The organism is Kitasatospora sp. NPDC001132, assembly GCF_053598415.1.
The window spans coordinates 103,657-128,915 of sequence record NZ_JBSFKF010000001.1 but is presented as its reverse complement, the minus strand read 5'-3'; the positions used below and the strand labels follow the sequence as shown (position 1 = coordinate 128,915).

25 protein-coding genes and 1 pseudogene are annotated in these 25,259 nt (G+C 73.1%); 10 read left to right on the top strand and 16 right to left on the bottom strand.

Annotated elements, in window-relative coordinates:
- Window positions 1-111: 111 nt before the first annotated feature.
- Entirely contained in the window at window positions 112-540 is a 429-nt protein-coding gene (locus ACWDBE_RS00580; RefSeq protein ID WP_449806665.1) for a PPOX class F420-dependent oxidoreductase, read from the top strand.
- A gap of 79 nt (window positions 541-619) precedes the next feature.
- Here the strand turns inward: ACWDBE_RS00580 and ACWDBE_RS00575 are convergent, their stop codons facing one another.
- On the bottom strand, window positions 620-1,411 hold the full coding sequence (locus ACWDBE_RS00575; protein WP_449806664.1) for a putative protein N(5)-glutamine methyltransferase: 792 nt from the start codon (window positions 1,409-1,411) through the stop codon (window positions 620-622).
- Between the two features lie 366 nt (window positions 1,412-1,777).
- Between ACWDBE_RS00575 and ACWDBE_RS00570 the strand changes: the two genes are divergently transcribed.
- Window positions 1,778-4,807, top strand: coding sequence for a DUF7507 domain-containing protein (locus ACWDBE_RS00570; protein WP_449806663.1), 3,030 nt, complete (start codon window positions 1,778-1,780; stop codon window positions 4,805-4,807).
- A 251-nt stretch (window positions 4,808-5,058) separates the two neighbouring features.
- On the opposite strand, the gene ACWDBE_RS00565 is transcribed toward ACWDBE_RS00570, so the two are convergent.
- The 3 genes from ACWDBE_RS00565 to ACWDBE_RS00555 form a co-directional block, all read right to left on the bottom strand.
- A complete protein-coding gene (locus tag ACWDBE_RS00565; protein WP_449806662.1) occupies window positions 5,059-5,829 on the bottom strand; it encodes a ScbR family autoregulator-binding transcription factor in 771 nt (256 codons plus the stop codon).
- Between the two features lie 364 nt (window positions 5,830-6,193).
- Complete coding sequence (locus ACWDBE_RS00560) at window positions 6,194-7,561, bottom strand: M14 family metallopeptidase (RefSeq protein ID WP_449806661.1); 1,368 nt, start codon at window positions 7,559-7,561, stop codon at window positions 6,194-6,196.
- A 145-nt stretch (window positions 7,562-7,706) separates the two neighbouring features.
- The gene (locus tag ACWDBE_RS00555) at window positions 7,707-9,179 is read right to left on the bottom strand and encodes a BTAD domain-containing putative transcriptional regulator (protein ID WP_449806660.1); all 1,473 of its coding nucleotides are present in this window, start codon (window positions 9,177-9,179) and stop codon (window positions 7,707-7,709) included.
- A 172-nt stretch (window positions 9,180-9,351) separates the two neighbouring features.
- On the opposite strand from ACWDBE_RS00555, the gene ACWDBE_RS00550 reads away from it, so the two are divergent.
- The 4 genes from ACWDBE_RS00550 (at window position 9,352) to ACWDBE_RS00535 (ending at window position 11,657) form a co-directional block, all read left to right on the top strand.
- Window positions 9,352-9,888: a hypothetical protein gene (locus ACWDBE_RS00550; protein ID WP_449806659.1), complete on the top strand. Its 537-nt coding sequence runs from the start codon at window positions 9,352-9,354 to the stop codon at window positions 9,886-9,888.
- Window positions 9,889-10,081: 193 nt separating this feature from the next.
- Window positions 10,082-10,909: a DUF4389 domain-containing protein gene (locus ACWDBE_RS00545; RefSeq protein ID WP_449806658.1), complete on the top strand. Its 828-nt coding sequence runs from the start codon at window positions 10,082-10,084 to the stop codon at window positions 10,907-10,909.
- A 116-nt stretch (window positions 10,910-11,025) separates the two neighbouring features.
- Complete coding sequence (locus ACWDBE_RS00540; protein WP_449806657.1) at window positions 11,026-11,511, top strand: hypothetical protein; 486 nt, start codon at window positions 11,026-11,028, stop codon at window positions 11,509-11,511.
- Window positions 11,508-11,657: a hypothetical protein gene (locus ACWDBE_RS00535; protein WP_449806656.1), complete on the top strand. Its 150-nt coding sequence runs from the start codon at window positions 11,508-11,510 to the stop codon at window positions 11,655-11,657. The genes ACWDBE_RS00540 and ACWDBE_RS00535 overlap by 4 nt, the downstream gene beginning before the upstream one ends.
- 36 nt (window positions 11,658-11,693) lie before the next feature.
- On the opposite strand, the gene ACWDBE_RS00530 is transcribed toward ACWDBE_RS00535, so the two are convergent.
- Window positions 11,694-11,879: a hypothetical protein gene (locus tag ACWDBE_RS00530; protein ID WP_392882222.1), complete on the bottom strand. Its 186-nt coding sequence runs from the start codon at window positions 11,877-11,879 to the stop codon at window positions 11,694-11,696.
- Window positions 11,880-12,467: 588 nt separating this feature from the next.
- Here ACWDBE_RS00530 and ACWDBE_RS00525 point away from each other — a divergent pair.
- Window positions 12,468-12,701, top strand: a pseudogene (locus ACWDBE_RS00525) (TetR/AcrR family transcriptional regulator); the annotation flags it as partial.
- Window positions 12,702-12,971: 270 nt separating this feature from the next.
- Entirely contained in the window at window positions 12,972-13,598 is a 627-nt protein-coding gene (locus tag ACWDBE_RS00520) for a C40 family peptidase (RefSeq protein ID WP_449806655.1), read from the top strand.
- Between the two features lie 22 nt (window positions 13,599-13,620).
- On the opposite strand, the gene ACWDBE_RS00515 is transcribed toward ACWDBE_RS00520, so the two are convergent.
- From ACWDBE_RS00515 to ACWDBE_RS00485, 7 genes are all read right to left on the bottom strand, one after another.
- Window positions 13,621-13,782 carry a hypothetical protein gene (locus ACWDBE_RS00515; protein ID WP_449806654.1) on the bottom strand — a complete coding sequence of 54 codons (162 nt, stop codon included), beginning with the start codon at window positions 13,780-13,782 and terminating at the stop codon, window positions 13,621-13,623.
- Between the two features lie 159 nt (window positions 13,783-13,941).
- Window positions 13,942-14,226, bottom strand: a complete 285-nt coding sequence (locus ACWDBE_RS00510; protein ID WP_449806653.1) for a hypothetical protein — start codon at window positions 14,224-14,226, stop codon at window positions 13,942-13,944.
- 252 nt (window positions 14,227-14,478) lie between these two features.
- Window positions 14,479-15,708 (bottom strand): threonine--tRNA ligase, encoded by a 1,230-nt coding sequence (gene thrS / locus ACWDBE_RS00505; protein WP_449806979.1) that lies wholly within the window; start codon window positions 15,706-15,708, stop codon window positions 14,479-14,481.
- A gap of 243 nt (window positions 15,709-15,951) precedes the next feature.
- On the bottom strand, window positions 15,952-17,256 hold the full coding sequence (locus ACWDBE_RS00500; protein ID WP_449806652.1) for a GNAT family N-acetyltransferase: 1,305 nt from the start codon (window positions 17,254-17,256) through the stop codon (window positions 15,952-15,954).
- A gap of 101 nt (window positions 17,257-17,357) precedes the next feature.
- The gene (locus ACWDBE_RS00495; protein WP_449806651.1) at window positions 17,358-17,843 is read right to left on the bottom strand and encodes a hypothetical protein; all 486 of its coding nucleotides are present in this window, start codon (window positions 17,841-17,843) and stop codon (window positions 17,358-17,360) included.
- 88 nt (window positions 17,844-17,931) lie between these two features.
- The gene (locus tag ACWDBE_RS00490) at window positions 17,932-19,203 is read right to left on the bottom strand and encodes a serine hydrolase domain-containing protein (RefSeq protein ID WP_449806650.1); all 1,272 of its coding nucleotides are present in this window, start codon (window positions 19,201-19,203) and stop codon (window positions 17,932-17,934) included.
- Between the two features lie 178 nt (window positions 19,204-19,381).
- Window positions 19,382-19,870 (bottom strand): carboxymuconolactone decarboxylase family protein, encoded by a 489-nt coding sequence (locus ACWDBE_RS00485; protein ID WP_449806649.1) that lies wholly within the window; start codon window positions 19,868-19,870, stop codon window positions 19,382-19,384.
- Between the two features lie 96 nt (window positions 19,871-19,966).
- On the opposite strand from ACWDBE_RS00485, the gene ACWDBE_RS00480 reads away from it, so the two are divergent.
- Entirely contained in the window at window positions 19,967-20,941 is a 975-nt protein-coding gene (locus ACWDBE_RS00480) for a pirin family protein (RefSeq protein WP_449806648.1), read from the top strand.
- 448 nt (window positions 20,942-21,389) lie between these two features.
- Window positions 21,390-21,827 (top strand): hypothetical protein, encoded by a 438-nt coding sequence (locus tag ACWDBE_RS00475; RefSeq protein ID WP_449806647.1) that lies wholly within the window; start codon window positions 21,390-21,392, stop codon window positions 21,825-21,827.
- A gap of 505 nt (window positions 21,828-22,332) precedes the next feature.
- On the opposite strand, the gene trxB is transcribed toward ACWDBE_RS00475, so the two are convergent.
- From trxB to ACWDBE_RS00455, 4 genes are all read right to left on the bottom strand, one after another.
- The gene (gene trxB / locus ACWDBE_RS00470) at window positions 22,333-23,334 is read right to left on the bottom strand and encodes a thioredoxin-disulfide reductase (protein ID WP_449806646.1); all 1,002 of its coding nucleotides are present in this window, start codon (window positions 23,332-23,334) and stop codon (window positions 22,333-22,335) included.
- A gap of 4 nt (window positions 23,335-23,338) precedes the next feature.
- Window positions 23,339-23,758 carry an arsenate reductase ArsC gene (locus ACWDBE_RS00465; RefSeq protein ID WP_449806645.1) on the bottom strand — a complete coding sequence of 140 codons (420 nt, stop codon included), beginning with the start codon at window positions 23,756-23,758 and terminating at the stop codon, window positions 23,339-23,341.
- 275 nt (window positions 23,759-24,033) lie between these two features.
- On the bottom strand, window positions 24,034-24,849 hold the full coding sequence (locus tag ACWDBE_RS00460) for a sulfite exporter TauE/SafE family protein (RefSeq protein ID WP_449806644.1): 816 nt from the start codon (window positions 24,847-24,849) through the stop codon (window positions 24,034-24,036).
- Window positions 24,850-24,967: 118 nt separating this feature from the next.
- Window positions 24,968-25,222 carry a hypothetical protein gene (locus tag ACWDBE_RS00455; protein WP_449806643.1) on the bottom strand — a complete coding sequence of 85 codons (255 nt, stop codon included), beginning with the start codon at window positions 25,220-25,222 and terminating at the stop codon, window positions 24,968-24,970.
- Window positions 25,223-25,259 lie beyond the last annotated feature (37 nt).

The window sequence follows — 25,259 nt, the reverse complement described above, 5'->3', positions numbered from 1 at the left end:
CCCGACCTCCCGCACCGACCCGGCCGGCCCGTGCCGTCATGCGGGGCCTCCTCGCCCAACACGCGTGGCGGACCTTGCCCTCACACCGGTGTGAAGGCCGATGATGCTCCCATGACCGCCACTCCTTTCGACCCGTACGCGCTGCTCGAGCAGAGCCGCCTCGGCATCCTCGCCACCATCAAGGCGGACGGCCGGCCGCAGCTCTCCCCCGTCCTGCCGTTCTACGACCGGGCGGCGAACGCCGTCCTGATCTCCACCCAGGAGGGGCGGGCCAAGACCGCCAACCTGCGCCGGGACCCGCGGGCCAGCCTGGAGGTGACCGGGCCGGACGGCCGCTCCTGGGCCACCGCCGAGGGCGTGGCCACCCTGACCGGCCCGGGCACCGACCCCGACGGGCCGGAGGTCGAGGCGCTGGTGGACTACTACCGCCGCGCCGCCGGGGAGCACCCGGACTGGGCGGAGTACCGCCAGGCGATGATCTCCGACCGCCGGGTGCTCCTCACCATCCCGGTCGACCACGTGTACGGCGCCCACATCTGACCGGCTCCGGAGCCGGCCACCGCCACGGGGGTGCGGTGGCCGGTTCCGGCACTCGAAGTCCCCTGCGCCGACCGGCGGTTCAGCACAGCGTCGCGGAGACCACGGTGGCGTCCAGGTCCTCCTGCCACTGCTCGACCGCCGCCAGCCCGGCCGCTCCGGTCACCGCGAGGGCCGTCGGCGCCTGCCGCTCGCTGGTCTCGAACAGCAGCGACCCGCCGGGCGCCAGCCACTGCGGCGCCTCGGCGACCACCCGCCGCAGCACGTCCAGCCCGTCCGCCCCTCCGTCCAGCGCGGGCCGGGCCTCGTGCAGCCGCGCCTCGGGCGGCAGCAGGCCGATGTCCCCGGTCGGGACGTACGGGACGTTGGCGATCAGCACGTCCACACTGCCGCGCAGGTCCGCGGGCAGGGCGGCGAACAGGTCGCCCTCGAAGACGCCCGCCGCGACGCCGGCCAGGTTGCGGCGGGCGCAGCGGACCGCACCCGGGTCGATGTCGGCCGCGTACAGCTCGACCGGGTGCGCCGCCGCGGCCGCCACCGCGGCGCCCAGCGCACCGCTGCCGCAGCACAGGTCGAGCACCACCGCGCCCGGAGCGGTCAGCGCCGTGGCGGTGGCGGCCAGGAACTCGCTGCGGCGGCGCGGGACGAAGACGCCCGGGTCGACGGCGATCCGCAGACCGGCGAACTCGGCCCAGCCGACGACGTGTTCGAGCGGCCGCCCGTCGGCGCGGGAGCGGACCATGGCGACCAGGTCGGCGGGCGAGGCGGCGGCGGAGAGCAGGATCCGCGCCTCGTCCTCGGCGAACACGCACCCGGCGGCGCGCAGCCGGGAGACCACCGAGGAACGGAGGGAGGCGGAAGGGAAGACCGGCAAGAGAACCCCTTGGGGGAGACAGGAGGGCTGACGACTCCGTCAGGGCTCCCGCAAGGGCCGACACCGCGTCGGCGCGTCGGCCGCGCTATGCGCGGACGGCGCCCGCTCGGCCGCGCTCCGGGAGCACCCGCTCGGACATTCCGTTGATGGGTCTCACCTCCTGAGTCGCGGTCACGATCGACGTCGGCCACCCTACCGCATCCACCGAGCGAGGATCATGGGAATGATTCTGGAAGGCCCTGGGCCGCCCTGACGCCCTGTGAACCATCAGGCCGCCCCCTCCGACTCGCTCGTCCGAGCGATTGGATAGCTCCACTGACAGTACTTCAGCGATAACGGTGCGTAGCAACCGCGCATATTAACGGCATGACCAGACATTCCCGCGGACCGTCACGGCTTCGTGCCAGAACGGCCCGCTTCATCAGCGCCGCGGCCACCCTGGGCCTGGTCGGCGCCGGCCTCACCGCCTCACTCGCCCAGGCCGTCGCCCCCGCACACCACCTCGCCGCGCCGCTGCCGGAGCGGGTCCGGGCCACCGGTACTCCGCTGCTCCACGAGACGTTCACCGGTGCGACCGCCGACCCGCGGTTCGTCGCCGTCGGCTCCGCCTGCCTCACCGGCGCGCCCGTCTCGACGCTCGGGCCTGACGGTCGCCCGCTCGGCGGCTGCCCCGTCCCCGAGATCGGCCCGGTGCCCCCGCTGGACAGCGCCCCCCTCGGCTACCTGCGGATCACCGATGCCGGCAACGACCAGAGCGGCGCGGTCCTCTTCGACCAGGCCCTGCCGGCCGGCAACGGCCTGGACGTGTCCTTCGACCAGTGGCAGTACGGCAGCACCACACCCGCCACCCCGGCCGACGGCATCTCCTTCTTCCTGGTCAACGGCGATGTCTCCCTCAAGCACCCCGGCGCCTTCGGCGGCAGCCTCGGCTACGCCCAGAAGCTCCCCGACGACAACCCGAACCTCACCTTCCTGCCCGGCGTCGACAGCGGGTACCTGGGCGTCGGGCTCGACGTGCTCGGCAACTACTTCGGCGACTGGGAGCAGCGCGGCAACGGCTGCTCCCAGCGCTCCCCCGCCGGTACGGGCTTCCGCATCCCCGCGCCGGGCGCCAACATGGTCACCGTCCGCGGGCCGGGCAACGGCCTCCTCGGCTACTGCTTCCTGACCGCGACGACCAGCAACTTCACCACCACCGGCCCGTGGCCCTCCACCCTGCCCGGCACCCTCCAGGGCCCGCTCACCTCGCTGCCGCCCGGTGTGACGCCGGACCAGGCGCAGACCCTGCTGGAGCCCTCGCGCCGCCGGGTGAACGTGCACCTGACGCCGGCACCCTCGCCGGTGCTCACCGTCTCCGTCGACTTCAACGACGGCACCGGCTCGCACCAGGTGATCCAGACGCCCGCGCCGCAGCCGCTGCCCGCGACGTACAAGTTCGGCTTCGCCGGGTCCACCGGCCTGTTCACCGACGTGCACCTGATCCGCAACGTGGTGATCAGCACCGACCAGCCGCTGCCCGAGCTGAACCTGGTCAAGCAGGCGCACCGGCCGCTGCCCGGGTTGATCACGGTGGGCACGCCGGTCCAGTACGACTTCGTCGTGACCAACTCCGGGAACGTGCCGATCACCAACCTGGCCGTCAACGACCCCAAGGTCGGGCCGATCAGCTGCCCGGTGATCACCCTGGCCCCCGGTGAGACGGCGACGTGTACGGCGACGTACCTGGTCACCGCCGAGGACGCCGCCGCCGGCCACGTCGACAACACGGCGCAGGCCACCGGGACCACCGACGAAGGCCCGGTCACCTCTCCGCCGTCCTCGGAGAACGTACCCGTGGTGGCGCCACCGGGGCTCGAGGTGACCAAGCACGTCGACGCGCCGGAGCCGTTCCACGTCGGTGACACCGTGCCGTACACCTACGTGGTCAACAACACCGGTGGAACCGAGATCACCAACCTCACGCTGACGGACGACAGGGTCACCGGGATCACCTGCGACACCACCACCCTGGCTCCGCGCGGCAGCCCCGGCGACAGCACCAAGTGCCACGGCAGCTACGTCGTGACGGCGGCCGACGCCCAGGACGGGAAGGTCACCAACCACGTCTTCGCCGGCGGGACGTCCAACGGCGAACCGGTCACCTCGCCGGAGGCCGAGGCCACGGTCACGGTGGTCGGGCCGTCCTCCATCGACCTGACCAAGCAGGCGGACACCCTCGGACCGGTCCGTGTCGGTGACACCGTCCACTACACCTACACGGTCACCAACACCGGCTCGACGGTGCTCCACGACGTCGCCGTCACCGACGACCACGTCACACCGGTGACCTGTGACGCGACCACCCTCAACCCCGGCCAGAGCACCACCTGCCACTCCACGTACGTGGTGACCGACGCCGACCTGGCGCTCGGCCACATCACCAATACGGCCGAGGCCTTCGCCACCAACCCGCTGGGCGACACGGTGCTGAGCCCGCAGCGCGAGGTGAGACTGCCCGTGGCGGGTGTGGCACAGCTCAGCCTCGCGAAGAAGGCGGACAGTGCCGGGCCGTTCCACCTGGGTGACACCGTCACCTACACGTACACCGTCACCAACACCGGCACCGCGGTCGTGAACAACCTCACCGTGACCGACGACCACGTCACCTCGGTCACCTGTGGCGCGGCCTCCCTCAACCCGGGCCAGAGCACCACCTGCCACGGCAGCTACGTGATCACGGCGGCCGACGGCCAGGCCGGACACGTCACCAACACGGCCCACGCCAACGCCACCGACCCCCACGGCCGACCCGTCCAGAGCCCGCCCGCCGAGGCCACGGTCAAGGTGGTTCCGGCCGGCGCGTCCTCGCTGACCGTCACCAAGCGGTCCGACGCCGACGGGACCGTGTTCCCGGGTGACATCGTCACCTACACGTACACGGTGACCAACACCGGCTCCGCCACGCTGACCGACGTCGCCGTCAACGACGACCGGGTCCAGAACGTGACCTGCGAGCAGACCACCCTCGCCCCCGGCGAGAGCACCACCTGCCAGGGCACCTATACGGTGACCGAGGAGGACGCGAAGGCGGGCAGCATCACCAACACCGCCCGGGCCACCGCCCGCGACCCGCAGGGTGAGGTCGTGGAGAGCCCGCCGGTCGAGCTCTGCATCGTCGTCGCGCCCTGCCCGCCGAAGGGGCACGACCACAAGGGCGGCGGCAGCCACGGCTGCCCGAGCCACCCGGGTCACCACCCGGTGCCGCCGCAGGGCGGCGGCAAGGGCGGGCTGCCGACGACCGGCTCCCCGACCCCTGCCGCGAGCGCGAGCCTGGCCGGGGGCGGGCTGATCGCCCTCGGCGGTCTGGCGCTCCACCGGTCCCGGCGCCGCGCTGCCGCCAAGCAGCCCGTCGCGTAACGCCGACAATCCCGCCGTGACGGCGGTCGGGCCGCCCCCGGTGCCTTCGGGTACCGGGGGCGGCCCGCTGTCGGTCCGGTGTGGCAGGGATCGGGCAGCCGCAACCGCCGACCGTGTCCGGGACAGTAGAAAACCGAACGTGCTGTTTGTTACTGCAGAAGGCGTGGCTCCGCACGGGTCCCGTGGTCCCGTCGCCGCCGGCCGGCCCGCACCCGTCAGGAGTCCTGCGGGCAGGAGGGCGTGGGCCGCCGTCAGCCGACGCCGATCTCCGTCGGCACCTCGGCGCGCACGGGGCCGCCCGTTCCGCGCGAGCTGCCGCGCGACTCACCGCCCGGGGCCGGGTCGACGACCGGGCCGCCGTCCTCCGCGGCCGCACGGGCCGCCGCGGCCTCGGCGACCACCTGGGCCCCGCGGTCGGGCCCCATCTGCAACGAACCGAGCACGCCCGGCACGGCGATGCTCGGCATCAGGTGCTGGTACAGCGCGGACACCCGCTTCTCCAGGTCCGCCCGGCCGCTGAGCTTCTGGGACTGGATCTGCACCCCGGTCCACGCGGCCACGAGCAGCCACGCCGTCTCCGCCGGCACGACGTGCGGAAGCAACTCGCCACGCTCACCCGCCGCGGTCAGCAGCACCTCGAACCGGCTGACCCAGCCGGGGATGGCGCCGCTGCCCAGGTCGTCGAAGAGGTCCTGGCCGAGCGAGAGCCGGGCACCCGCGCTGAGCAGCGGGTCACGGGGCATCAGGTGCGCGACCACCATCCCGGTGTCCACGAACTCCTGGAGCTTGCAGCTCCGTTCGGGAACTCCGTCCTGGACGAACTGCTCCTCCACCACGCCCTGCGCCAGATCGCGCTTCGAGGCGAAATGGAAATACACCGCGCCACGCGTCACCCCGGCCCGGGAGACCACCTCCCCGATGGTCGCGCCCTCGTACCCGAACTCGTCGAAGACCGAGGCCGCCGCCTCCAGGATCAGCCGACGAGTCCGGAGCGCCCGCTCCTGCCGTACCACCGAAACCACCCCGCCCTGAACTCCCGGAAAACAAAACCAAACACCCCGTATCTTAGCTGCGCGCCACCGGCGACCGACACGGCGATGTCGGTGAATCCCGCCGACCCCTCCCTTTCCTCACATTCCGTCAGACCCGACCACCTGCTCGGCGGCCACGCACGCCGACCTGGCCCGACGGTTCGATCTCCGGCCCGCCGTCCTCGCACCGCCCGGAAACCGGATGAAGGGTTTCTTCCAGGTGTTCGTCCCCGTACACCCGCGCCGGCCTCCTGCGTGCGCGGGAGGCCGTCCGGGCCGAGAACCCACCGAGGCCGCGCGGGAAGTCGGACCGGCCGACTTCCCGCGTGGAACGGGCCGAACCGGCGGCGCCGGGTCAGGCCGGAATGCCGCAGTACTGCTGCTGCTTGCCGATCGCGCGATAGACGCAGTCGGCCGTCTCCACCAGGCGCAGGACCGCTTCGCGGTTGCGGCTGGTCTCGCGGTCGATCACCTCGTCGGGCGGGTAGAAGCCGCCGCCGCTGCCGGTCTCCCCGGGGTACATCTCGAAGGTGTAGGCGAAGATCCGCTGGGCGCCCCAGAGCCAGTCGTCGATCGCTCCGTCGGTGATGTAGAGGTCGCTCGACTGCTCGGGCGTGTAGCCGTTGGTGGCGGCCATGCCGCGGCCGAGGGTGGCGAAGGTGTTGTACTCGTCGGCCGTCATGCCGGTGGCGGTGTCGGCGGTGGTCCAGCCGAACGGCCAGAGCACGAGTTCGCTGTAGGTGTGGAAGTCGATGGCGGCGGTGATCTGCTGCTTGCCGCCGACGACCCGGCTGCGGACGAAGTCGGCGACCACCTTGGTCTCCTTGGCGGACTCCGGTGCGCTGCCCCGGTAGGTCTCGCTGGAGGTGGAGCCCGAGGAGCCGCCGCAGCAGCCCCACTTGTAGTTCCAGTTGCGGTTGAGGTCGGTGCCGATGCTGCTGCTGCCGATGTTCGGCTGGCGGTCCTTGCGCCAGCTGCGGTAGCGGCCGGTGGCGATGTCGTACTCGCCGCCGTCCGGGTTGAGGTCGGGGATCACCCAGATCTCGCGGCTGTTGACGGCGTCGGCGATGCGGCTGTCGGTGGCGTACTTGTCGCCGAACTCGTGCAGCAGGTAGAGGGACATCTCGACGGTGAGGTGCTCGCGGGCGTGCTGGTGGGCGGTGAACAGCACCTCGGGCTCGTCCTCGTCGGTGCCGACGTTGTCACTGATCTTCACCGCGACGATCGGGCGGCCCTCGTAGGAGGTGCCGATGACGCGCTTGCTCATGATGTCCGGGTGCGCGGCGACCACCGCGTCGATGTCGGCGGTGGCCTCGGCGTAGTTGTGGTAGCCGGCGTCGGCCTGCGGGAAGTCGTACACCGGCGCGGCCAGGCCCTCGTCCCCGGGTTCGGCGCCGTAGCGGGGGCCGGGCAGCGCGACGGGCGACCAGCCGAGCGCGCGCAGTCGGGCGGCCTCGGCGGGGGTGGCGGTGACCACCACCGCGTCGGGCAGGACGGCGTCGACGGAGGCGCCGGTGGCGGCGACGGCGGTGCGCTCGGCGACGGTGCGGGGGCCGTCCAGCCGGTACTGCCGCGCGGTGTCGGCGGCGCTGTCGGCCGTGACGGACGCGGGCGCCGGCGGGCGGTCGGTGGCGGCGGCCTGGGCGGTGAGCGGGGCGGCGAGAGCGAGGGCCAGCAGCACGGCGGTGGCCGCGGCGGGCTTCCCTCGGCGGGGCAGTCGCATGACTGTCCTCCTGGGGGGTCCGTGGGGGCGGAACGGTGGAGGAGGTGGCGCGCGCCAGCTTGATGGTCCGTCAATGCCATGGATTCGTCAAGGCATCGGAAAGTCCGGGTGCACTCGCCGGACCGGCGCGGACGGCGCGGGAGACTCAGGAGGCCGCACGGGTCCCACAGGTCGCCAGACTGCACCAGCGGCGCCGCCCGCTCGCATCCAGGAACAGCCAGCCGCAGCCGGTGCTGGGACAGCGGCGGATGGTGAACCGCCTTGGGTCGGCCAGCAGTTCGGCGGCGGAACGGGCGGCGGCGTACAGCGGCAGTCGCAGGCCGGCCGCCGGTGGCAGCCGCCAGTGCGCCAGGCCGTCCTCGCCCCGGGTGAAGACCGCCGACCGCCCGGCCTCCTGCACCACCGTCGCCACCGCGCCGAACGCGGAGCCGTCCTGCGGGTCGGTCAGGGCCGTGTAGAGGGCCGACCGGAACGCGCGGGCGTCGGCGAGCACGCCGGCCGCCTCCTCGGGCCGCTCCGCCGCCCCGCGGAGCAACGCCTCGACGACCGGTTCGTCGGCGAGGTCGTGGTGGCCGGCCCAGACGGCGAGCGTGGGGTAGCCGCGCAGCCAGTCCGACCCGGGAGCCGGCGCGGCACCCGGCTCGGCGCCCCAGCCGGCGTAGGTGTTGCAGAACTCCAGCGCGGGGTGGCCGCCCGCGCTCCACGGCAGCCACTGGTCGCCGACCCGCACCGCGTACAGCGGCGCCGGAGGACGGTCCAGCCGGGGGTCGGCCCGCAGGATGCGGTCGTGCAGGGCGGCGAGTTCGGCGCCGGGCTCGACCCCGAGGCCGTCCACCAGCACGCGCCGGGTGCGGCGGTAGAGGGCGAGTGCCTCGGTCTGCCGACCGGCCCGGTAGAGGGCGGTCATCAGGGCGAGGACGAGGCGCTCGCGGGGCAGCAGGTCGTCGGCGGGAAGGCCGGTCGGGGTCTCGGCGGGCGCGGCGGGCGGCGGCCCGGCCGAGGGGGCGGCGGGAGCGGGGGCGGTCGAGGCGGGTGCGGCCGGAGCGGGCGCGGCCGGAGCGGGTGCGGTCAGGTCGGGTGCGGTCAGGTCGGCGAGCACCTGTTCGTGTCGGCCCATGGCGAGCAGGATCTCGGCCCGCTGCTCCAGGGCGGACAGCCGCAGCTCGGCCAGCCGACGGCCGAGCCGCCCGCGCAGCGCCTCGTCGACGACGTCCGCGAGCAGCGGCCCGCGCCAGAGCGCGAGCGCCCGGTCGTGGCAGCGCAGCCGTTCACCGGGGTCGCCAGTGGCGGCCGCCCGGGTGGTCAGGTCGGTGAACTCCCGTACGTCGACGTTGTGTTGACCGGAAGCGAGGACGTACCCGTCGTGCCGGGTCTCGATCACCACGCCGTACGGGCGCAGCCGGGCCCGCAGCCGTCCGATGTACGTGTGGACGGTGCCGCGGGCCGAGCCGGGCGGGTTGCCGCTCCAGAGCAGGTCGATCAGCCGGTCGGTGCTGACGACCCGGCCGTCCTCCAGCAGGAGGACGGCCAGCAGGCACCGCTCCTGGCGGCGGCTGCCCGCCAGGACGGGCTCACCCCGGTGGTCGGCCTCGAACGATCCGAGCAGTCGGAACTCCATGGCGGCCCACCCTAGAACCCCGAACGGCCGTACGAGGAGACCTCCGGAGGCACGATCTCGATCGGCGTGCGGGCCGGACGGCAGCAGTGCCGGGCTCGTGGTGAGAATCCGGTCAGGGGTGCCTGCCACGCTGGGCCTCCGAACGCCCGACACCTCGCCAGGAGGACCGATCATGCGCCGAATCCTGTCCACCGCCGCGTCCGCCGCGCTGGCCGCCGTCACCGCCGTCACCCTCACCGGCCTGGCGGTCGCCCCCGCCGGCGCCGTCACCGGCCAGGGCGGGTGGGAGCCCTCGCCCACACGGGCGTTCGACCTCCCGGCCGGCTCCCGCTGCGACTTCCCCGTGCACATGGAGCCCGTCGTCGACGAGGTCCAGCGGCGGGTGCTGGAGTACGCCCCGGACGGCACCACCGTGCGCCGCGCCGCCTTCCGGGGCGCCCTCGTCCTGCGGCTCACCAACACGGCGACCGGCGCCTCGTACGACGCGGACGCCGGCGGCCGGGCCGTCGTCGACTACCGCGCCGACAACTCCCAGACCTGGCACGCCCACGGCCCGATCCTGCTCGGCGTCGGCCCGGACGGCGGCAACCTGCCCCGCGACCTCTACACCGTCGACGGCGTCTACACCGTCGACATCAGTGCCACCGGCTACCGCACGCTGAGCATCGAGCGGGGCTCCGCCGAACCGCTCTGCGCGAGGATCGGCTGACCGGCCGACCCGCAGGGCGCCACCGGCCACGCCCCGATCGGCCACGGCCCGTCCCGCGTGTCCTGCTGCCCCGTCCTGCTGCCCCGTCCGGCGCAGCAGGACGGGCGGGACGGGCGGGTTGCTGCGATCTTCGGAGGGCACCCGGCAACGCCCGACGGCCGGGTCCCGTCGTCCCGAGACCGTGGAGGCCCGGATGTGGCAGGCTCCCCCCGCCGCCGTCAGCCGCGAGTGGCTCCCGGTCCTGGACATGCCGGCCCCCGGCCCGCAGAACCGCTGGACGGTGCTGCTGCGGGCGCTGCTGCTGATCCCCCAGTTCGTGGTGGTGTGGGTGCTGTCGGTGGTGGGGTTCTTCGTCACCGTCATCGGCTGGTTCGGCGCGCTGGTGCTGGGCCGGCTGCCCGGTTTCGTGGCGGACTACCTGACCGCGTTCCTCCCGTACGACACGCGGGTCACCGCGTACCTGATGCTCACCGTGGACCGCTACCCGCCGTTCCGGTTCGAGGTCCCCGACTACCCGGTGCAGGTCGGCCTGCGGCCCGGTGAGCTGAACCGGCTCGCCGTGCTGTTCCGCATCGTCCTGGTCATCCCGGCCTCGATCGTGCAGGCCCTGGTGAACGCGGGGTGGTGGACGGTGTCGTTCGTCGTCTGGCTGGTGGTGCTGGTCCTCGGCCGGATGCCGCAGCCGCTGTTCGAGGCGACGGCCGCGATCGTGCGCTACCGGATGCGCTACGCCGCCTACCTGGTGATGATCTCGTCCGCCTACCCCAAGCGCCTGTTCGGCGACGAGCCGGGCAGCGAGCCGCAGGGCCCGGCCTCGGCCACCCGGCCGCTGGTCCTGAGCGGCGCCGGGCGCGGCCTGCTGGTCCTCTTCCTGATCCTCGGCCTGGCCTCCTGGGCGACGGGCTCGATCACCGCCTCGGTGAACTCGGACGAGAACGACGACGACGGCACCACCGGCCCGGCCGAGCGGGTCGTCGCGCCGCTCGTTCCTGGACCCGCCGGCCACCCGCCCAGGGAGTGACGCGCAGGTTCGCCCGATCGGGGGGCGCGTACGCACCGGCGCGCCCCTGCCGCGCACGCGCCGCCTGATCGAGAAAGTCAGGTTACCGGCAGTATGTGCACGGCTACGTTTGGCATATGACGCACTCTCGAGTCCGCCGACTTCTCGTCCGTACGGCCGGGGCCCTCGTACTCCTGGCCGCGCCCCTCGGCGTACAGGCCGCCTCCGCGCACACCCCTCCCGGGGACCAGCGGACCGTCATCACCGCCCTCAGCGACGGCGACCGCGACGCGCTGCAGCGATCGGTGGACGCCCAGCTCGCCCCCAGCCGGGGCGGCAGGCAGACCGCCGCCAACGAGGTCAGCTACCCCGACGGGGCGGTGGTGGTACTCCCCCTCCCCGGCCAGGCGCAGGCGCCGGCCTGGAGCGGCGACCACCGCCGCCACACACCCCGGGGCCCGGACTGGAAGAACTGCCCCACCCCGGCCACCGAACCGTCCTACTACTGCTTCTACGCCGACAAGAACTGGGGGGCCGCCGCCTCCAGTTCAACCTCTTCCACGAGGACGCCGCCGTGTACTTCGCCGACTACGGGTTCCGCGACCAGGCGAGCAGCTGGGTGAACACGGCACGCGGCCTGGAGGTGATCGTGGACAACGACCCGGGCGACGGCCAGTGGCAGATGCTCTGGAAGGAGCCGGCCCAGGCGCTGTCCGGGTCGGTCGCCTACGACAACATGGCCGACCGCTTCTGGGCCGTCAGGCAGTAGCCGCCGACCGACCCCCCGACCGATCCACCGGCCGCGCTACCGGCCGCCGGCCGAAGGCGGCGGCGAGACCGCGCCGCCCGTGGCGACCGGCTCCGGCGTGACCATGATGTACGTCGGCGCCGGAGCCGTCTGCCGGGAGTCCGCCGCGAACCAGCCCGCGCCGAACGCGACGATGCCGAGCAGGAGGCCGCCGAGGACCAACGTGACGATGTGCTGCTTCATGGCCCAAGCGTAGGGTCGCCACGGCCAACTTCCTTGCCGCCACGGCCCGATGGCCATGCCGAGCGTCAACCGCGCTTGACGACGGCGCCGGTTGGGAGGATTTCCCCACAACCTCTCCCGCTCCGTGTCCTCCGCGTGCTCGGCGACCGCCCGTTCGCCGAGGTCGGCCCCCCGTCCTCGCCGTGCCCGACGAGGGGCGGGGCCTGCTCGCCGTGGCGGTCGAACGCGGGTTCGCCCGGACGGCGACGGTGGGGGTGTACGGCACCGGGGACCTCGGATGCCGGGCCGTGCTCCGGACGCGTTTCCCGGTGCACGCGCCGGCCTTCACCCCGACGCGCCCCTGCTCGCCGTCCCCGGGCCCGGGCGTCCGCTCGTCGGCACGGCCGACGGCCGGGTCCTGGACTGCGCGACGGAGCAGCCGTCTCCCCCGCCGGGCGCCCGGTCACACGCCGGCGCCGGCGGCCGCTCATCCCCGCGACAGCAGGGTGCGCACCTCGCGGGGCCTGACCTCGCGGTCGTCGAACACGACCGCCTCGCCGGCCTCGCGGCCCACGGCGGCGAACGCCCCCTGGAACGCCTCCTGGGACCGTCGCCGAACGCCTGCGCCGCGTGGACAACCGGCGCATGGACCTGCTGCGCGAAGCCATCGGCACCGTCTGCACCGACCCCGACGAGATCGAGGCCCGCAGCCTGCTCGCCTTCTGCCTCGCCATCGGCAACCACTTCCTCGCCGCCGACCACCCCGGCCGCACCCGCGCCGAAGTCCTCGACCGCGCCGGCGGCCTCATCCTCACGCGGCCGTCCGACGGCCCCGCCCGCTGACCCGTTACGGCCGGCCCGACGGGTTCGCCGGGGCTTCCTCGGCCCTCGACCCCGACCGAACGTTCGCGCTCGTCGTCGGCCCCTTCTGAACGGCCGCCGGACCGTTCACCGGCGAACTCCCCTCTGCTTTCGGGCCGTTGCGTCCGCGATTCACCATTGCGGGTGATGGCGGAGCGGCCCGCCGGAGCGGAATGCTGGTACGTGCGCCCGGGTACCACGCCCCCCGAGCGCCCACCCCTCGCCACCGCCACAGCACCGGGAGGCACCGTCATGCAGCCCCAACCGTCCGGCCTCGACCAGGCCTCCGGAGTCCGTCGGCGCCGCATGCTCGGCCTCGCGCTCGGGGCCGGCCTCGTTCCGGCGCTCGGCCCGGCCGCCCAGGCCGCGTCCGACGCCACGTCCGACGCCGCCCGATCGCTGCCGGCCGCCGCGCTGGGCCGCCGGGTCGCCGACGTGGCCGCGAGCCAGCTCGGCGTGCCGTACGCCTGGGGCGGCGGCGACCGACTGGGCGCGAGCCTCGGCTTCTGCGACGCCGACAACGGCTGGCTGAACGGGGTGTGCCTGGGCGAGAAGACGGTCGGGTTCGACTGCAGCGGCCTGTCGCTCTACTGCTGGTACCGGGCCAGCCACGGCACCGTCGAACTCGGGCACTACACGGGCGCGCAGTTCAACCTCAGCGCCCCGGTGGAGCTCGACGCGCTCGCCCCGGGCGACCTGCTGTTCTTCTCCCGCCCCGACGCTCCGCTGCACCACGTCGGGATCCACGTCGGCGACGGCGCGATGATCCACGCCGAGCGGACCGGCACCCTGGTCGCCCGGGTCGAGAAGGTGCTCGACGTCCCGCGCTGGGCGGGCGAGTTCGCCGGTGCCCGCCGCCCGGGGCAGCCCACGGCCTGAGCCGGCCGACCGGCCCGGGCGGTCAAGGGCCGCCGCGCCACTCCCCCGTCCCGTCGTGGACCCGCAGCAGCAACTCCTGCAGGGCCCGCCGCTCCCCGGCGTCCAGCGGCGCGAGCACCTCGTCCTGCACCGCCCGCGCCAGCGCATCCAGTTCGGCGAGCAGCGCCCGTCCGGCGTCGGTCACCGAGCGCCGCCCCGTGGGCCCGCGCCACCGAGCCGCCGCGCCGCATGCGAGCGGTCCGCCGCCCGGTCGCACCGTCCTACTGACTGACCCCCGGCCCGCACAGCACGGGGCTCGTGTCTCGTGCGGCGCGGTGCGGGCCGGGGGGCGCGCCCGCTGGACCTACTGCATCGGCGGGAAGGGCCGCCCCATCAGCCCGAAGGACCCGAAGCCGGCACCGGCCTGGGCGAGTTGATCGGTCCTGAAGTCCGAGGAGCAGGCCCGCCCGAGGGTCTGCGAGGCGGTGTCGGCCCCCGGGACGTGCCCGAGCACGGCGGCGCAGTACTGGACGGCCGGGATGGGCAGCGGGCGGAGTTCCGCCGAGCCGGCCGGGGAGGCGGCCACGGCCCCGGCAAGGGCGAGCGAGCCGACCAGGGCGGGAACGGCGAGGCCACGGGGGTTGCGCATCGGGGTACCTCCGTACGGGTGGGGACAGCGGCGGCCATCGCCTCGGCCGCCGGGCCCATTCGACGGTCGGCCGCCATCCGCCGCCCGGCCGACACACCGCGCGCCGCACTAGTCGTACGGACGCCACCGGCGTGCCGGACGGTCACCGGCGTGCCGGACGGCCACCGGCGTGCCGGACGGCCACCGGCGTGCCGGACGGCCACCGGCGTGCCGGACGGTGGCGGCGCCGCCGCCACCGTCGCGGCCCCCGGTTCAGCGCTCGGCACCCTCCGCCCAGAGTTCCGAGTCGCACGCCGCCACCAGCGCGCCGATCCGCGCCCACGCCTCCTCGGCCGGCAGCGGCTCCAGCCGGCGACCGTCCCGCAGCCGCAGCGCGACCCGGTCGTCCACGGCCTCCTTCGCCCCGATCACCGCCTGGTACGGCACCAGCCTGGCCTCCCGGATCCGGGCGCCCAGACTGCCGTGCTCGGGACCGGCGACCTCGGCGCGCAGTCCGAGGTCCAGACAACGCTGCCGGAACCGTTCGGCCTGCGGCAGTTCGGCCTCGGAGACGGGCAGCAGCGCCACCTGGACGGGCGCGAGCCAGGCCGGGAACGCACCGCCGTACAGCTCGATCAGGTGGGCGACCACGCGCTCGACGCTCCCGATCACGCTGCGGTGCACCATCACCGGGCGGTGCTTGGCGCCGTCCGCGCCGATGTAGTGCAGGTTGAACCGCTCGGGCTGATGGAAGTCGATCTGCACGGTGGAGAGGGTGAACTCGCGCCCGGCGCCGTCGGCGATCTGCACGTCGATCTTGGGCCCGTAGAACGCGGCCTCGCCCTCCGCCGCCTCGAAGGGCACCCCGGAGCGCTCCAGCACCTCGGTGAGCAGCGCGACGGCGCGCTCCCAGAGCGCCGGATCCGCCACGTACTTGCCGCCCTCGCCCGGCAGCGAGAGCCGGTAGCGGACGGGGACGACACCCAGCGCCCGGTGCGCCTCGCGGATCAACTCCAGTGCGGCGACGGCCTCGTCGGCCGCCTGCTCGGGGGTGCAGAAGACATGGGCGTCGTTCAGCTGGATCGCCCGGACCCTGGTCAGTCCGCCCAGCACCCCGGACAGCTCGGAGCGGTACATGCCACCCAACTCGGCCATGCGCAAGGGTAGTTCACGGTAGCTGTGGGAGCGGGAGCGGTAGATCAGCGCGTGGTGCGGGCAGAGGCTGGGGCGCAGCACCATCTCCTCGGAGCCCAGTTCCATGGGCGGGAACATGTCCTCGCGGTAGTGCGCCCAGTGGCCGGAGATCTCGTACAACTCCCGCTTGCCGAGCACCGGGGAGTACACGTGGCGGTAGCCGGCGCGGCGCTCGCGGCCGCGGATGAACTCCTCCAGGGAGTGGCGGATCGCGGCGCCGTCGGGGAGCCAGTACGGCAGACCGGAGCCCATCAGCGGGTCGGTGTCGAACAGGTCGAGTTCACGGCCGAGCTTGCGGTGGTCGTGCATCGGGTGGTCGTGCATGGCGGTGGTCTCCACTCGGGTCTGCGGGCGAGTGGGTCCGGGAACGGCGAAGCCCCGGGGCACTCGCCCCGGGGCTTCGGACTAGGTCAGCAGTCAGCGCGCCGGGACTCTCTCCGGCGTCGTCGTGACGAGTGCAGCGCGCTTCATGCGTTCCACGGTAGCAGCTCCGCGCCGGTGGGTGCCGGTCTTTTACGGACGGCGCCGCCCGGGCCCGGAAGGCCGCCCGGCTCAGAAGAGCGTGACGCACCCGCGCGCGGCCAGCTCCGCCACCAGCCGGGCCGACGGCCGCGCGTCGTTCCACCGCAGGTCCAGCTTCTCCAGCGCGGGCAACGCGCCCCGATCGGCCAACCAGTCGGGCAGCTCGGTGATCCGGTTGCCGCGCAGGTCGAGGCGGCGCAGCTGGGGAAGCCCCGCGAGCACGGCGGGGACCTCGGCGAGCGCGTTCTCCCGGAGCTCCAGCTCGCGCAACTCGCCGAGCTGCCCGACCGATTCCGGCAGGCCGGTCAACTCGTTTCCGCGCAGCCAGAGTTCACGCAGTGAGCGGAGTTCGCCGATCGACTCCGGCAGGGCGGTGAGCCGGTTGTGCTGCGCGCGCAGCTCGACCAGCGAGGCCAACCCGCCGATGGCGGCGGGGAGTTCGGCGAGCCGGTTCTCACCCACGTTGAGGTAGCGCAGCGCGGTGAGCCGGCCGAGCTCCTCGGGCAGGACGGTCAGCGCGTTGTCGTGCAGGTAGAGGAAGTCCCCGAGCCCGGTGAGGTCGAAGAGTTCGACGGGCAGTTCGGCGAGCCTGTTGTGCCCCAGGTCGATGGTCCGCAGCGCGGTCAACCGGCCGATGCCGGAGGGAAGTTCACTGATCCCGGTCTCGGCGAGGATGAGCACCGTCAGCTCGGTGCGGTCCCACACCTCGGCCGGTACCTCGTCGAGCGGCCGACGCCAGAGGTTGAGCGTCACATCCGTCGGATCCGTCATCGCACCCACGTCCCCCATGCCTGCCGCCTGGTCGGCGGTGATGCGGAACTCCGCCAACTCCCGGCCGTACCACCGGTCGGTCAGCCCGGTGCTGGTCATCCCCAGGCGCCGGCACACCGCCGCCGACCGAGCGTTGTCCGGGGCCAGCACGGCCCGGATCTCGGTCAGGCCGTCGGCGAATCCCTTGGCCAGGACGGCCCGGGCGGCCTCGGTGGCGATGCCCTGCCCCCAGCTGTCGGGATGGAGGTGCCAGCCGACCTCGATCTCCCCGTCGCCGTCCGGCAGCGGCACCAGCAGGACGGTACCGGCGACGACCCCGGTGTCACGCCGTTCGATCGCCCAGGCGCCGTAGCGCGGATCGACGGAGCGCTTCCGACAGCGCTCGACGAAGGCCCGGGCCTCCTCGGGCCCGGTCATGGCGCGCGGAGTCCGGCCGATCCACCGGGCGACCTCCGACCGGGAGTAGATGTCGAAGGCGCGGTCCTGGTCCGCCATGGTCCACTGCCGCACCACCAGCCGTTCGGTGGTCAGCACCGTCTCCGGCCCCTCTTCCGTTCCCGCCATGACCCCAGCCCCTCTCCGATGGTGTGTGGATCACCGTACGCACCCTGGCCACCGGGTGGAACTCCGGCCCGTAACCGCTCGCGGGGCTCAGGACGCCGGACTCAGGACGCGGGCGGGAGGTGGCGCACCGCCGCAACCGGGCGGAGCAGCGCGGTAACGGCGGCGAAGACGGCGAGGGTCAGCCCGGCGGCCCGCTCCGGACCCACATCGGCACTCGTCGCCGCGCCCCGCGCGAGCCGGTCGCGCAGCCGCACGCCGTGGCCGAGTTCGGCGGCCGGGCCGTCCCCGAGGAGCCCCTCGGCGACGGCCCGTTCGATCAGCTCCGGGAGCGGCCCGGCGACGGCCAGCCGCTCGGCGAGGACCTGCTCCAGGGCGAAGAGCGCGTGCGTGACGGCGACGGTGGCGAACTCGTAGCGGAAGTACGAGTGCCGGATGAGCTCCCGGGAGGTCTCCAACGCGCTCATCACGGAGCTGAACGCCCCGGCCGGCAGGGCCAGGTCGGCGACCAGGGCGTCCATGCCCGCGTAGTCGGGGGCGACGAAGTGGGCGCGCGGGTCCGGTACGGGCAGCAGCGGCAAGGCGTTCACCGGTGCAGTCTCACCACCCGGCCACGCCGACGCCACCCGTTTTCCCCCGGGCACTCGTCCTCTTCGGAGCCGCGGGAACGGCGGGCGGTCAGCCCAGCTTCGGCGCCACGGCGGTCGGCCCCTGCGCCACCCCCGCCACCCCCGCCGCCTCCGCGCCGCTCCCCCGCCGCCCGGTGCCGCAGAACGCCTGCTCCAGGAAGCCGCCCTCCGCCTGCAGCTGCGCGACGAACTGCGCCTCGTCGCCGCGCGGGGTGACGGACAGCGACACCTGCCGGTCGCCCGAGCTCCACAGCTGGGTGCTGTAGCCGGGCACCGAGCCGTCGTGCCCGTAGACCGGACCGCAGGAGAGCTCCCAGCGGGCCAGCCCGAGCCCGTAGCCCAGCGAGGACGGTCCGCCGTCGACCACGATCGGGGTGGTCGTGGTCATCTCCTCGAGCAGCGCCGGCGGCAGCAGCCGGCCGTCCAGGAGGGCCCGATGGAAGCGGTTCAGGTCACCCAGGGTGGAGATCAGCTCACCGGCCGAGTTCGCCCAGGTGAGGCTCGCGACCGTGACGTCCCGGTCGCCGCGGTCCTGCGGGCCGGGGCCTCCGGGCAGCGTCCAGTAGCCGTGCGCGTGCGGGCCCCGAATGCCGGTGGCCGTGCCCGGGAAGTACGTACCGGTGAGGCCGAGCGGGCGCAGGATGCGCGCGGTGACCTCCTGGGCGTAGCCGTGCCCGGTCACCTTCTCGATGATCATGCCGAGCAGGGTGTAGTTGACGTTGGAGTAGCCGAAGCGGGTGCCCGGCGGGAAGGCCGGCGGGTGCGCCACCGAGGAGGCGACCACCTGGGCCGGGGTGATGTGCCGCGTCAGGCCGCCGTGGTCCAGCCAGTCACGGATGCCCGCCGGGTCCGTCCGGTCGGGGAACACCCCGCCCTTCTCGTTGGTGGAGTCCCAGAGGCCGGAGCTGTGGTTGAGCAGCCGGCGGACGGTGATCCGGTCGCCGTTCGGGACCAGCCCGGGCAGGTACCGCTCGACCGGGTCGTCCAGGCCGATCCGCCGCTCCCCGACCAGCTGGAGCACCGTGGTGGCGGTGAACACCTTGGTGACGCTGCCGACCCGGAACCGCCCGTCCGCGCGGACCGGTGCGCCGGTGGCCAGGTCGGAGACGCCGGACGCCCCGCGCCAGACCCCGTTGCCGTCCCTGACCTCCGCGATCGCCCCGACCGCACCGGCGCCCGTCACCGCCCGCAGGGCGGCCGCCCTCGGGTCACCGGCGCCCGGCTGCCCGCCCGCGGGCTCGACGGCGCCGGCCGAGACGACCGGCCCGGCCAGCGCCAGACAGACCGCCCCCACCAGCGCGGAAAGCGTACGACGTGCCATGCGACCCCACCTTCGCCGTCGGCGAGCAGTTCCTCGCCCTCGCCGCCCAGCCTCGCCGCATCGCTGACGGTCCGTCATCCCCCGCCGGGAGGAGTCGGTCGTACACCGGCCAACGGAGGGCCTCCACCGGACGGCGGAGGCCCGTCGGTGGAGGGTGGAGACCCCCCGGCGCGCGCGGCTACCGGGCCGCGGCCGGGCGGACCGGGTGCTTGCTCAGGATGGACACCCGGTTGAAGGCGTTGATGGCGATGGCCACCCAGACCGCCGCGGAGATCTCCTCGTCGCTCAGCACCTGGCGCGCCACGCCGTACGCGGCCTCCTGGAGCGCCGCGTCCGCCGGGGCGGTGGTCGCCTCGGCCAGCCCGAGCGCGGCCCGCTCGCGGTCGCTGAACACCTCGGTGTCGCGCCAGGCGGCGAGCACGCCCAGGCGCTGGGCGCTCTCGCCCTCGCGGATCGCGGCCCTGGTGTGCACGTGCAGACAGTAGGCGCAGCCGTTGATCTGCGACACCCGGAGGTTGACCAGTTCGATCAGCCGACGGTCCAGCCCCGCCGCGGCCGCGACCTCGCGCGCCGCCTCGGCGGCCGCCAGCATCGCCCGGTACGCCTGGGGGCTCTCCTTGTCGATGAACACCCGCCGGTCCGTCGGGACCACCGTCACATCACTCACCTGGACTCCTTAGGCTGATCGCAACTGTCGTCCGCCACTCTGCCATGGCATGATAGTTGAATATAGAACTAACTGACACCCGGGAGGGACCCACCCGTGAGCACCGCCGAGACCGACCGCGTCCAGACCGACCGCGCCGGGACCCCCGCCGCCGACCCGCGGGTGGAGGTCCTGCCCGCCCGGGACGTACCGCTCGGCGGCCCGCGCGCGATGACCGTACGCCGCACCCTGCCGCAGCGCTCCCGCACCACGATCGGCGCCTGGTGCTTCGTCGACCACTACGGACCCGACGACGTCGCGACCACCGGCGGCATGGACGTCGCCCCGCACCCGCACACCGGGCTGCAGACCGTGAGCTGGCTGTTCACCGGCGAGATCGAGCACCGGGACAGCCTCGGCGTGCACGCGTACGTCCGCCCGGGCGAGGTCAACCTCATGACCTCCGGCCGCGGCATCGCCCACTCCGAGGTCTCCACCCCGGCCACCACCGTCCTGCACGGCGTGCAGCTGTGGGTCGCCCTGCCCGAGGAGCACCGCCACACCGGACGCGACTTCCACCACCACGTGCCCGCCCCGGTCGCCCTCGACGGCGGCGAGGCACGGGTGTTCCTCGGCTCCCTCGCCGGCGACACCTCCCCCGTCCCCACCTTCACCCCGCTGCTCGGCGCCGAACTGACCGTGCGCCCGCACACCACCGTCACCCTCGACGTCGACCCCGCCTTCGAACACGGCCTGCTGGTCGACAGCGGCGAGATCCGCCTCCTCGACACCCCGCTGCACCCCGCCGACCTCGGCTACGTCGCCCCCGGCCGCCACACCCTCACCCTCACCAACACCGCGGCGACCGACGCCCGGCTGGTCCTGCTCGGCGGCACCCCGTTCGAGGAGCGGATCGTCATGTGGTGGAACTTCATCGGGCGGTCTCACGAAGACATTACCCGAGCCCGCGAGGAGTGGATGAGCTCCGCGAACCCCGACCGCTTCGGCGCCGTCGAGGGCTACCCGGGCGACCGCCTGCCCGCCCCGGAGCTCCCGGGAATCCCCCTCAAGCCGCGGGGAAACGTGCGCTGACCTGGGAGTTTGCAAATCGGGGGTGCGGCGGCCGGGCCCGCCGCACCCCGAGCCGGAGTCCCCCTGCGCTCACCCAGAAGTGCCCCTGTCGGCACTCGCTTCCGCACTCGACGCGTGACATCGTTCGGCCATCCGCGACAGCGCCTGACAGGACTGACGCTGACCCAATGCTGAGTTTTCTGACGGTCCATCGGAACAGACCGGAGTACTCACGGAGCCCGGGAGGTAGTCGTCGGGTGCCGCCGCGAGAACCGGCGGATGCCCTGGCGCGGCCCCTTCGGCGGCTGCCGAAGGACGGTCGCTGGCAGTGGTCGCCTGGTCCTCGCCACAGTGCCTGACATGCCGACGGGACACCAGCCTCATGGGCGAGCGGACGAAATGGTCCGGACTCGCTGTGACCACACGGACCCGACGCAAGCGCCCGGACACCGCCCATCGATTCTCCCTGGTGGCTTGGGAGAAGAACAACGAACACGTCAGCGATGCGCTGCGGGGCGCCCATAAGAAGCTTCCCAACGGGGCCTTCGGGTTCATCCCCACGGCCGAGCCCGAACTCCTCGCGCAATCCGTCATGTACCGCCTAGAGGTCGACCACGGTCTGACACTGGAAGAAAGCAACGAACAGGTTTACCGGTGCCGGAGCTACTACCTCGACGCCCAGTACGTACTCATGGTGGCTCAGACCGAACTGCTGCTCCTCAACAGCGCTGCCGAGGCCGTCACCGAAGAGGCATTCACGCCGGAACTTGAGCGCACTCTCCACTCCACCGTGCGGGACAGGTGGGCCCCACCGGAAGAACTCCTCAGGTGGGTGGGCGACCAGTACCACGGGGACCTCCCGGTACCTGAGTGGCGCCTTGCCGTCAGCTGGACGCCTCGTGCATGACCGGATGCAAACCAGAATCACCGTGTTGTCAGGGCCCAGCCCGAGCAGTACTTCCGGCAACGGCCGCGTGGGCGTGCAGTCCGGGATCATGCTCGGCTACGGCAGTCAGATGAGCTCGGCCGACTCGGCGACGAGAGCAGCCTTGGGGCGGGCAGCACTGATGATCTTGACGGTCTACCCGCCCTGGAAGACGAGCAGGGTTGACAGTGACAGCACACCGGGAGTTGAGCGTGCTTTCGGGTTTGCGTCGGCGTCGACCTTGGCGATGGTGGGCTTGTCTCCGCACTTCGCATCTCGATCTACTCCAGAACCCGGGTGATCTGACGGCAAGGCCCGCATCAGGCGGCCCAGAGGTCGACCAGCACGTGCTTGTCGCTGCCCAGGACGTTGGCGGCGGAGGTCTCGTCGATGATGGTGACGGCGGCACCGGCCATGAGTGGCTCCGCAAGCCTGTCGGCGGCCCGGGCGGCTGCCCGCCCGGGCCGAGCAGGAGGAGCGGCAGCCGTCAGATGGCCGGCTCGAACTCCCCGACTGCCTCGTCGAGTTCACTGCTGCTCACGTCCTCCAGCGCGGCCAGGTAGCGCTCGGCGTCCAGGGCGGCCGAGCAGCCGGTGCCGGCGGCGGTGATGGCCTGGCGGTAGGTGTGGTCCACGACGTCGCCGGCGGCGAAGACGCCCGGGATGTTGGTCCGGGCGGAGGGGGCCTCGACCTTGAGGTAGCCCTCGGCGTCCAGGTCCAGCTGGCCCTTGAAGAGCTCGGTGCGCGGGTCGTGGCCGATCGCGATGAACAGGCCGGTGACGGCCAGCTCGCGGGTCTCGCCGGTGGTGCCCCCGTCCTTCGTCACCGTGCGCAGGGTGACGCCGCTCAGCTTCGGGTCGCCGTGGATGGCCTCGACCGCGCTGTCCCACTCGAAGCGGATCTTCGGGTCGGCGAAGGCGCGCTCCTGCATCGCCTTGGAGGCGCGCAGGGTGTCCCGGCGGTGGATGATCGTGACGCTCTTGGCGAAGCGGGAGAGGAAGGTCGCCTCCTCCAGGGCGGTGTCGCCGCCGCCGACCACTGCGATGTCCTGGTCGCGGAAGAAGAAGCCGTCGCAGGTGGCGCACCAGGAGACGCCGCGGCCGGAGAGCTCGTCCTCGTTCGGCAGGCCGAGCTTGCGGTGCTGGGAGCCGGTGGTGACGATCACGGCGCGGGCCCTGTGGACGTTGCCTTCGGAGTCGGTGACGGTCTTGATGTCACCGGTGAGGTCGACCGCGACGATGTCGTCGGGGATCAGCTCGGCGCCGAAGCGTTCGGCCTGGGCCCGCATGTTGTCCATCAGCTCGGGGCCCATGATGCCGTCCCGGAAGCCCGGGAAGTTCTCGACCTCGGTGGTGTTCATCAGCGCACCACCGGCGGTGACGGCCCCCTCGAAGACCAGCGGCTTGAGGGAGGCACGGGCCGTGTAGAGAGCGGCCGTGTACCCGGCCGGGCCGGAACCGATGATGATCACGTTACGGACGTCGCTCATGTGGTCAGCCCTCCAACTTGGCGTCGATCTCGGCGATCAGGTTCTCGATGAGGGTCTTGATCTCATTGCGGATGGGGCGGACGGCTTCGACGCCCTGGCCGGCCGGGTCGTCCAGCTTCCAGTCGAGGTACTTCTTGCCGGGGAAGTACGGGCAGGCGTCGCCGCAGCCCATCGTGATCACGTAGTCGGATGCCTGGACGGCCTCGGTCGTGAGGATCTTCGGCTTCTGGTCCGAGATGTCGATGCCCACCTCGGCCATGGCGGCGACGGCGGACGGGTTGACCTGGTCACCCGGCATGGAGCCGGCGGAGCGGACCTCGACGCGGTCGCCCGCGAGGTGGGCCAGGAATCCGGCGGCCATCTGGGAGCGGCCGGCGTTGTGGACGCAGACGAACAGCACGGAGGCTACGGCGGAGGTGGTCATCTCGCTCTTCCTCGAAGACGGGGGTGCCGTACGACACGACCGGGCGGGGACGGTCGCACCCGCGGCACGGCCTTGCGGCAGTTGCGGTGTCCGCAGACCGATTGCGCTGCTGGACTCGGCGGTCTGCTCGGAACGGCTGCCGACGCCGACAAACGTATCACTACATGGTGATGTCAGTCGACAGTGATGTGAATGACGAGAGCAGCGCCCTCGCCCGAAGCCCCGGATGGCCTCGGGTTCCCCCATCCAGCCGCACACGCACCGGCCACCCGGACTCAGTGGTGCCGGGCGAGCTTGACGGCGGAGACGAGCAGGATCACCCCCAGCGCGGGGATGAGGACCAGGTCGGGGAACACCCCCAGGAGCAGGCCGCCCAGCACCGCGCCGGCGACGGAGCCCGCGGCCATCACGGCGGTGAAGCGCAGATTGGCGCCGAGGACGGCGAAGCTGCCGTCGCGGCTGTATCGGGCGAAGGCCACCAGCATGGTCGGCAGCGACACCAGCAGGGACAGGCTCCCGGCGGTCTTGATGTCGAGCGCGAACAGCAGCACGATCGTCGGGATCAGCAGCTCGCCGCCAGCCAGCCCCATGATCGCCGCGACCACCCCGATGCCGAACCCGGCCACGACCCCGCCGGGCACCCGGACCCACGGCGGAAGGTCGAGCGCGCCCAGGGTGGCGGCGTGCGTGACCAGCAGGGCGGCGGCCATGAGCACCATCAGGGCGGCCAGCACCCTGTAGAGGGTGGCGCTGCGCATCCGCACCGCCCAGCCTGCCCCGGCCCAGGCGCCCAGCAGGCTCCCGGCGAGCAGGTTGACCGCGACCGGCCAGTGCGCGGCCAGCTGCGAGGCCGGCACTGCGGCGAGCCGGGCGGGCAGGGCGGTCAGCACGACGACCAGGCTCATCGCCTTGTTCAGGATGACCGCCGAGAGCGCGGCGAACCCGAACAGGCCGATCAGCAGCGGCAGGCGGAACTCCGCGCCACCCAGGCCGATCTTCCCGCCCAGCACGCCGATGGCGGTGCCGGCCCCGAAGACTAGGGGCATCGAGCGCGTCGAACGCTGTAGCGCGAGGTCCGCGTCGGTGGTCACGACAGGCATCCTCACGGATCGAGGCCACCACCCGCCATGGCGAGTCCTCCGAGGGCAGGTCGACGCCGAAGCAGGAGACCACCAGGCAGTGGGCCGCCCAGACCGCCCGGGCGCGTGTTCACCCAGCGGGCGGGGCGACGGGTACGACGGTGCCGTCGACGTCGCACACGGCGGCCAGGGTGTTGTAGACGGTGCCGAACCGGCGCAGGTTCTGGTGGAGCAGGTCGGCTGGGCCCGGTGCGCCGCTCGGGGCGCTCCCCCAGCAGCCGTCGACGGGGATGGTCTGCGTGGCCGCCCGAACCCGGGCATCGCCTCCGGGGGCGGTGTGGCCGTGGACCTGGTAGACGGTCGGCGGGGTCGCGCTTTCCTCCATCGCAGGCACTCCGTTCAACAGATCGGGAGCGTGCGCC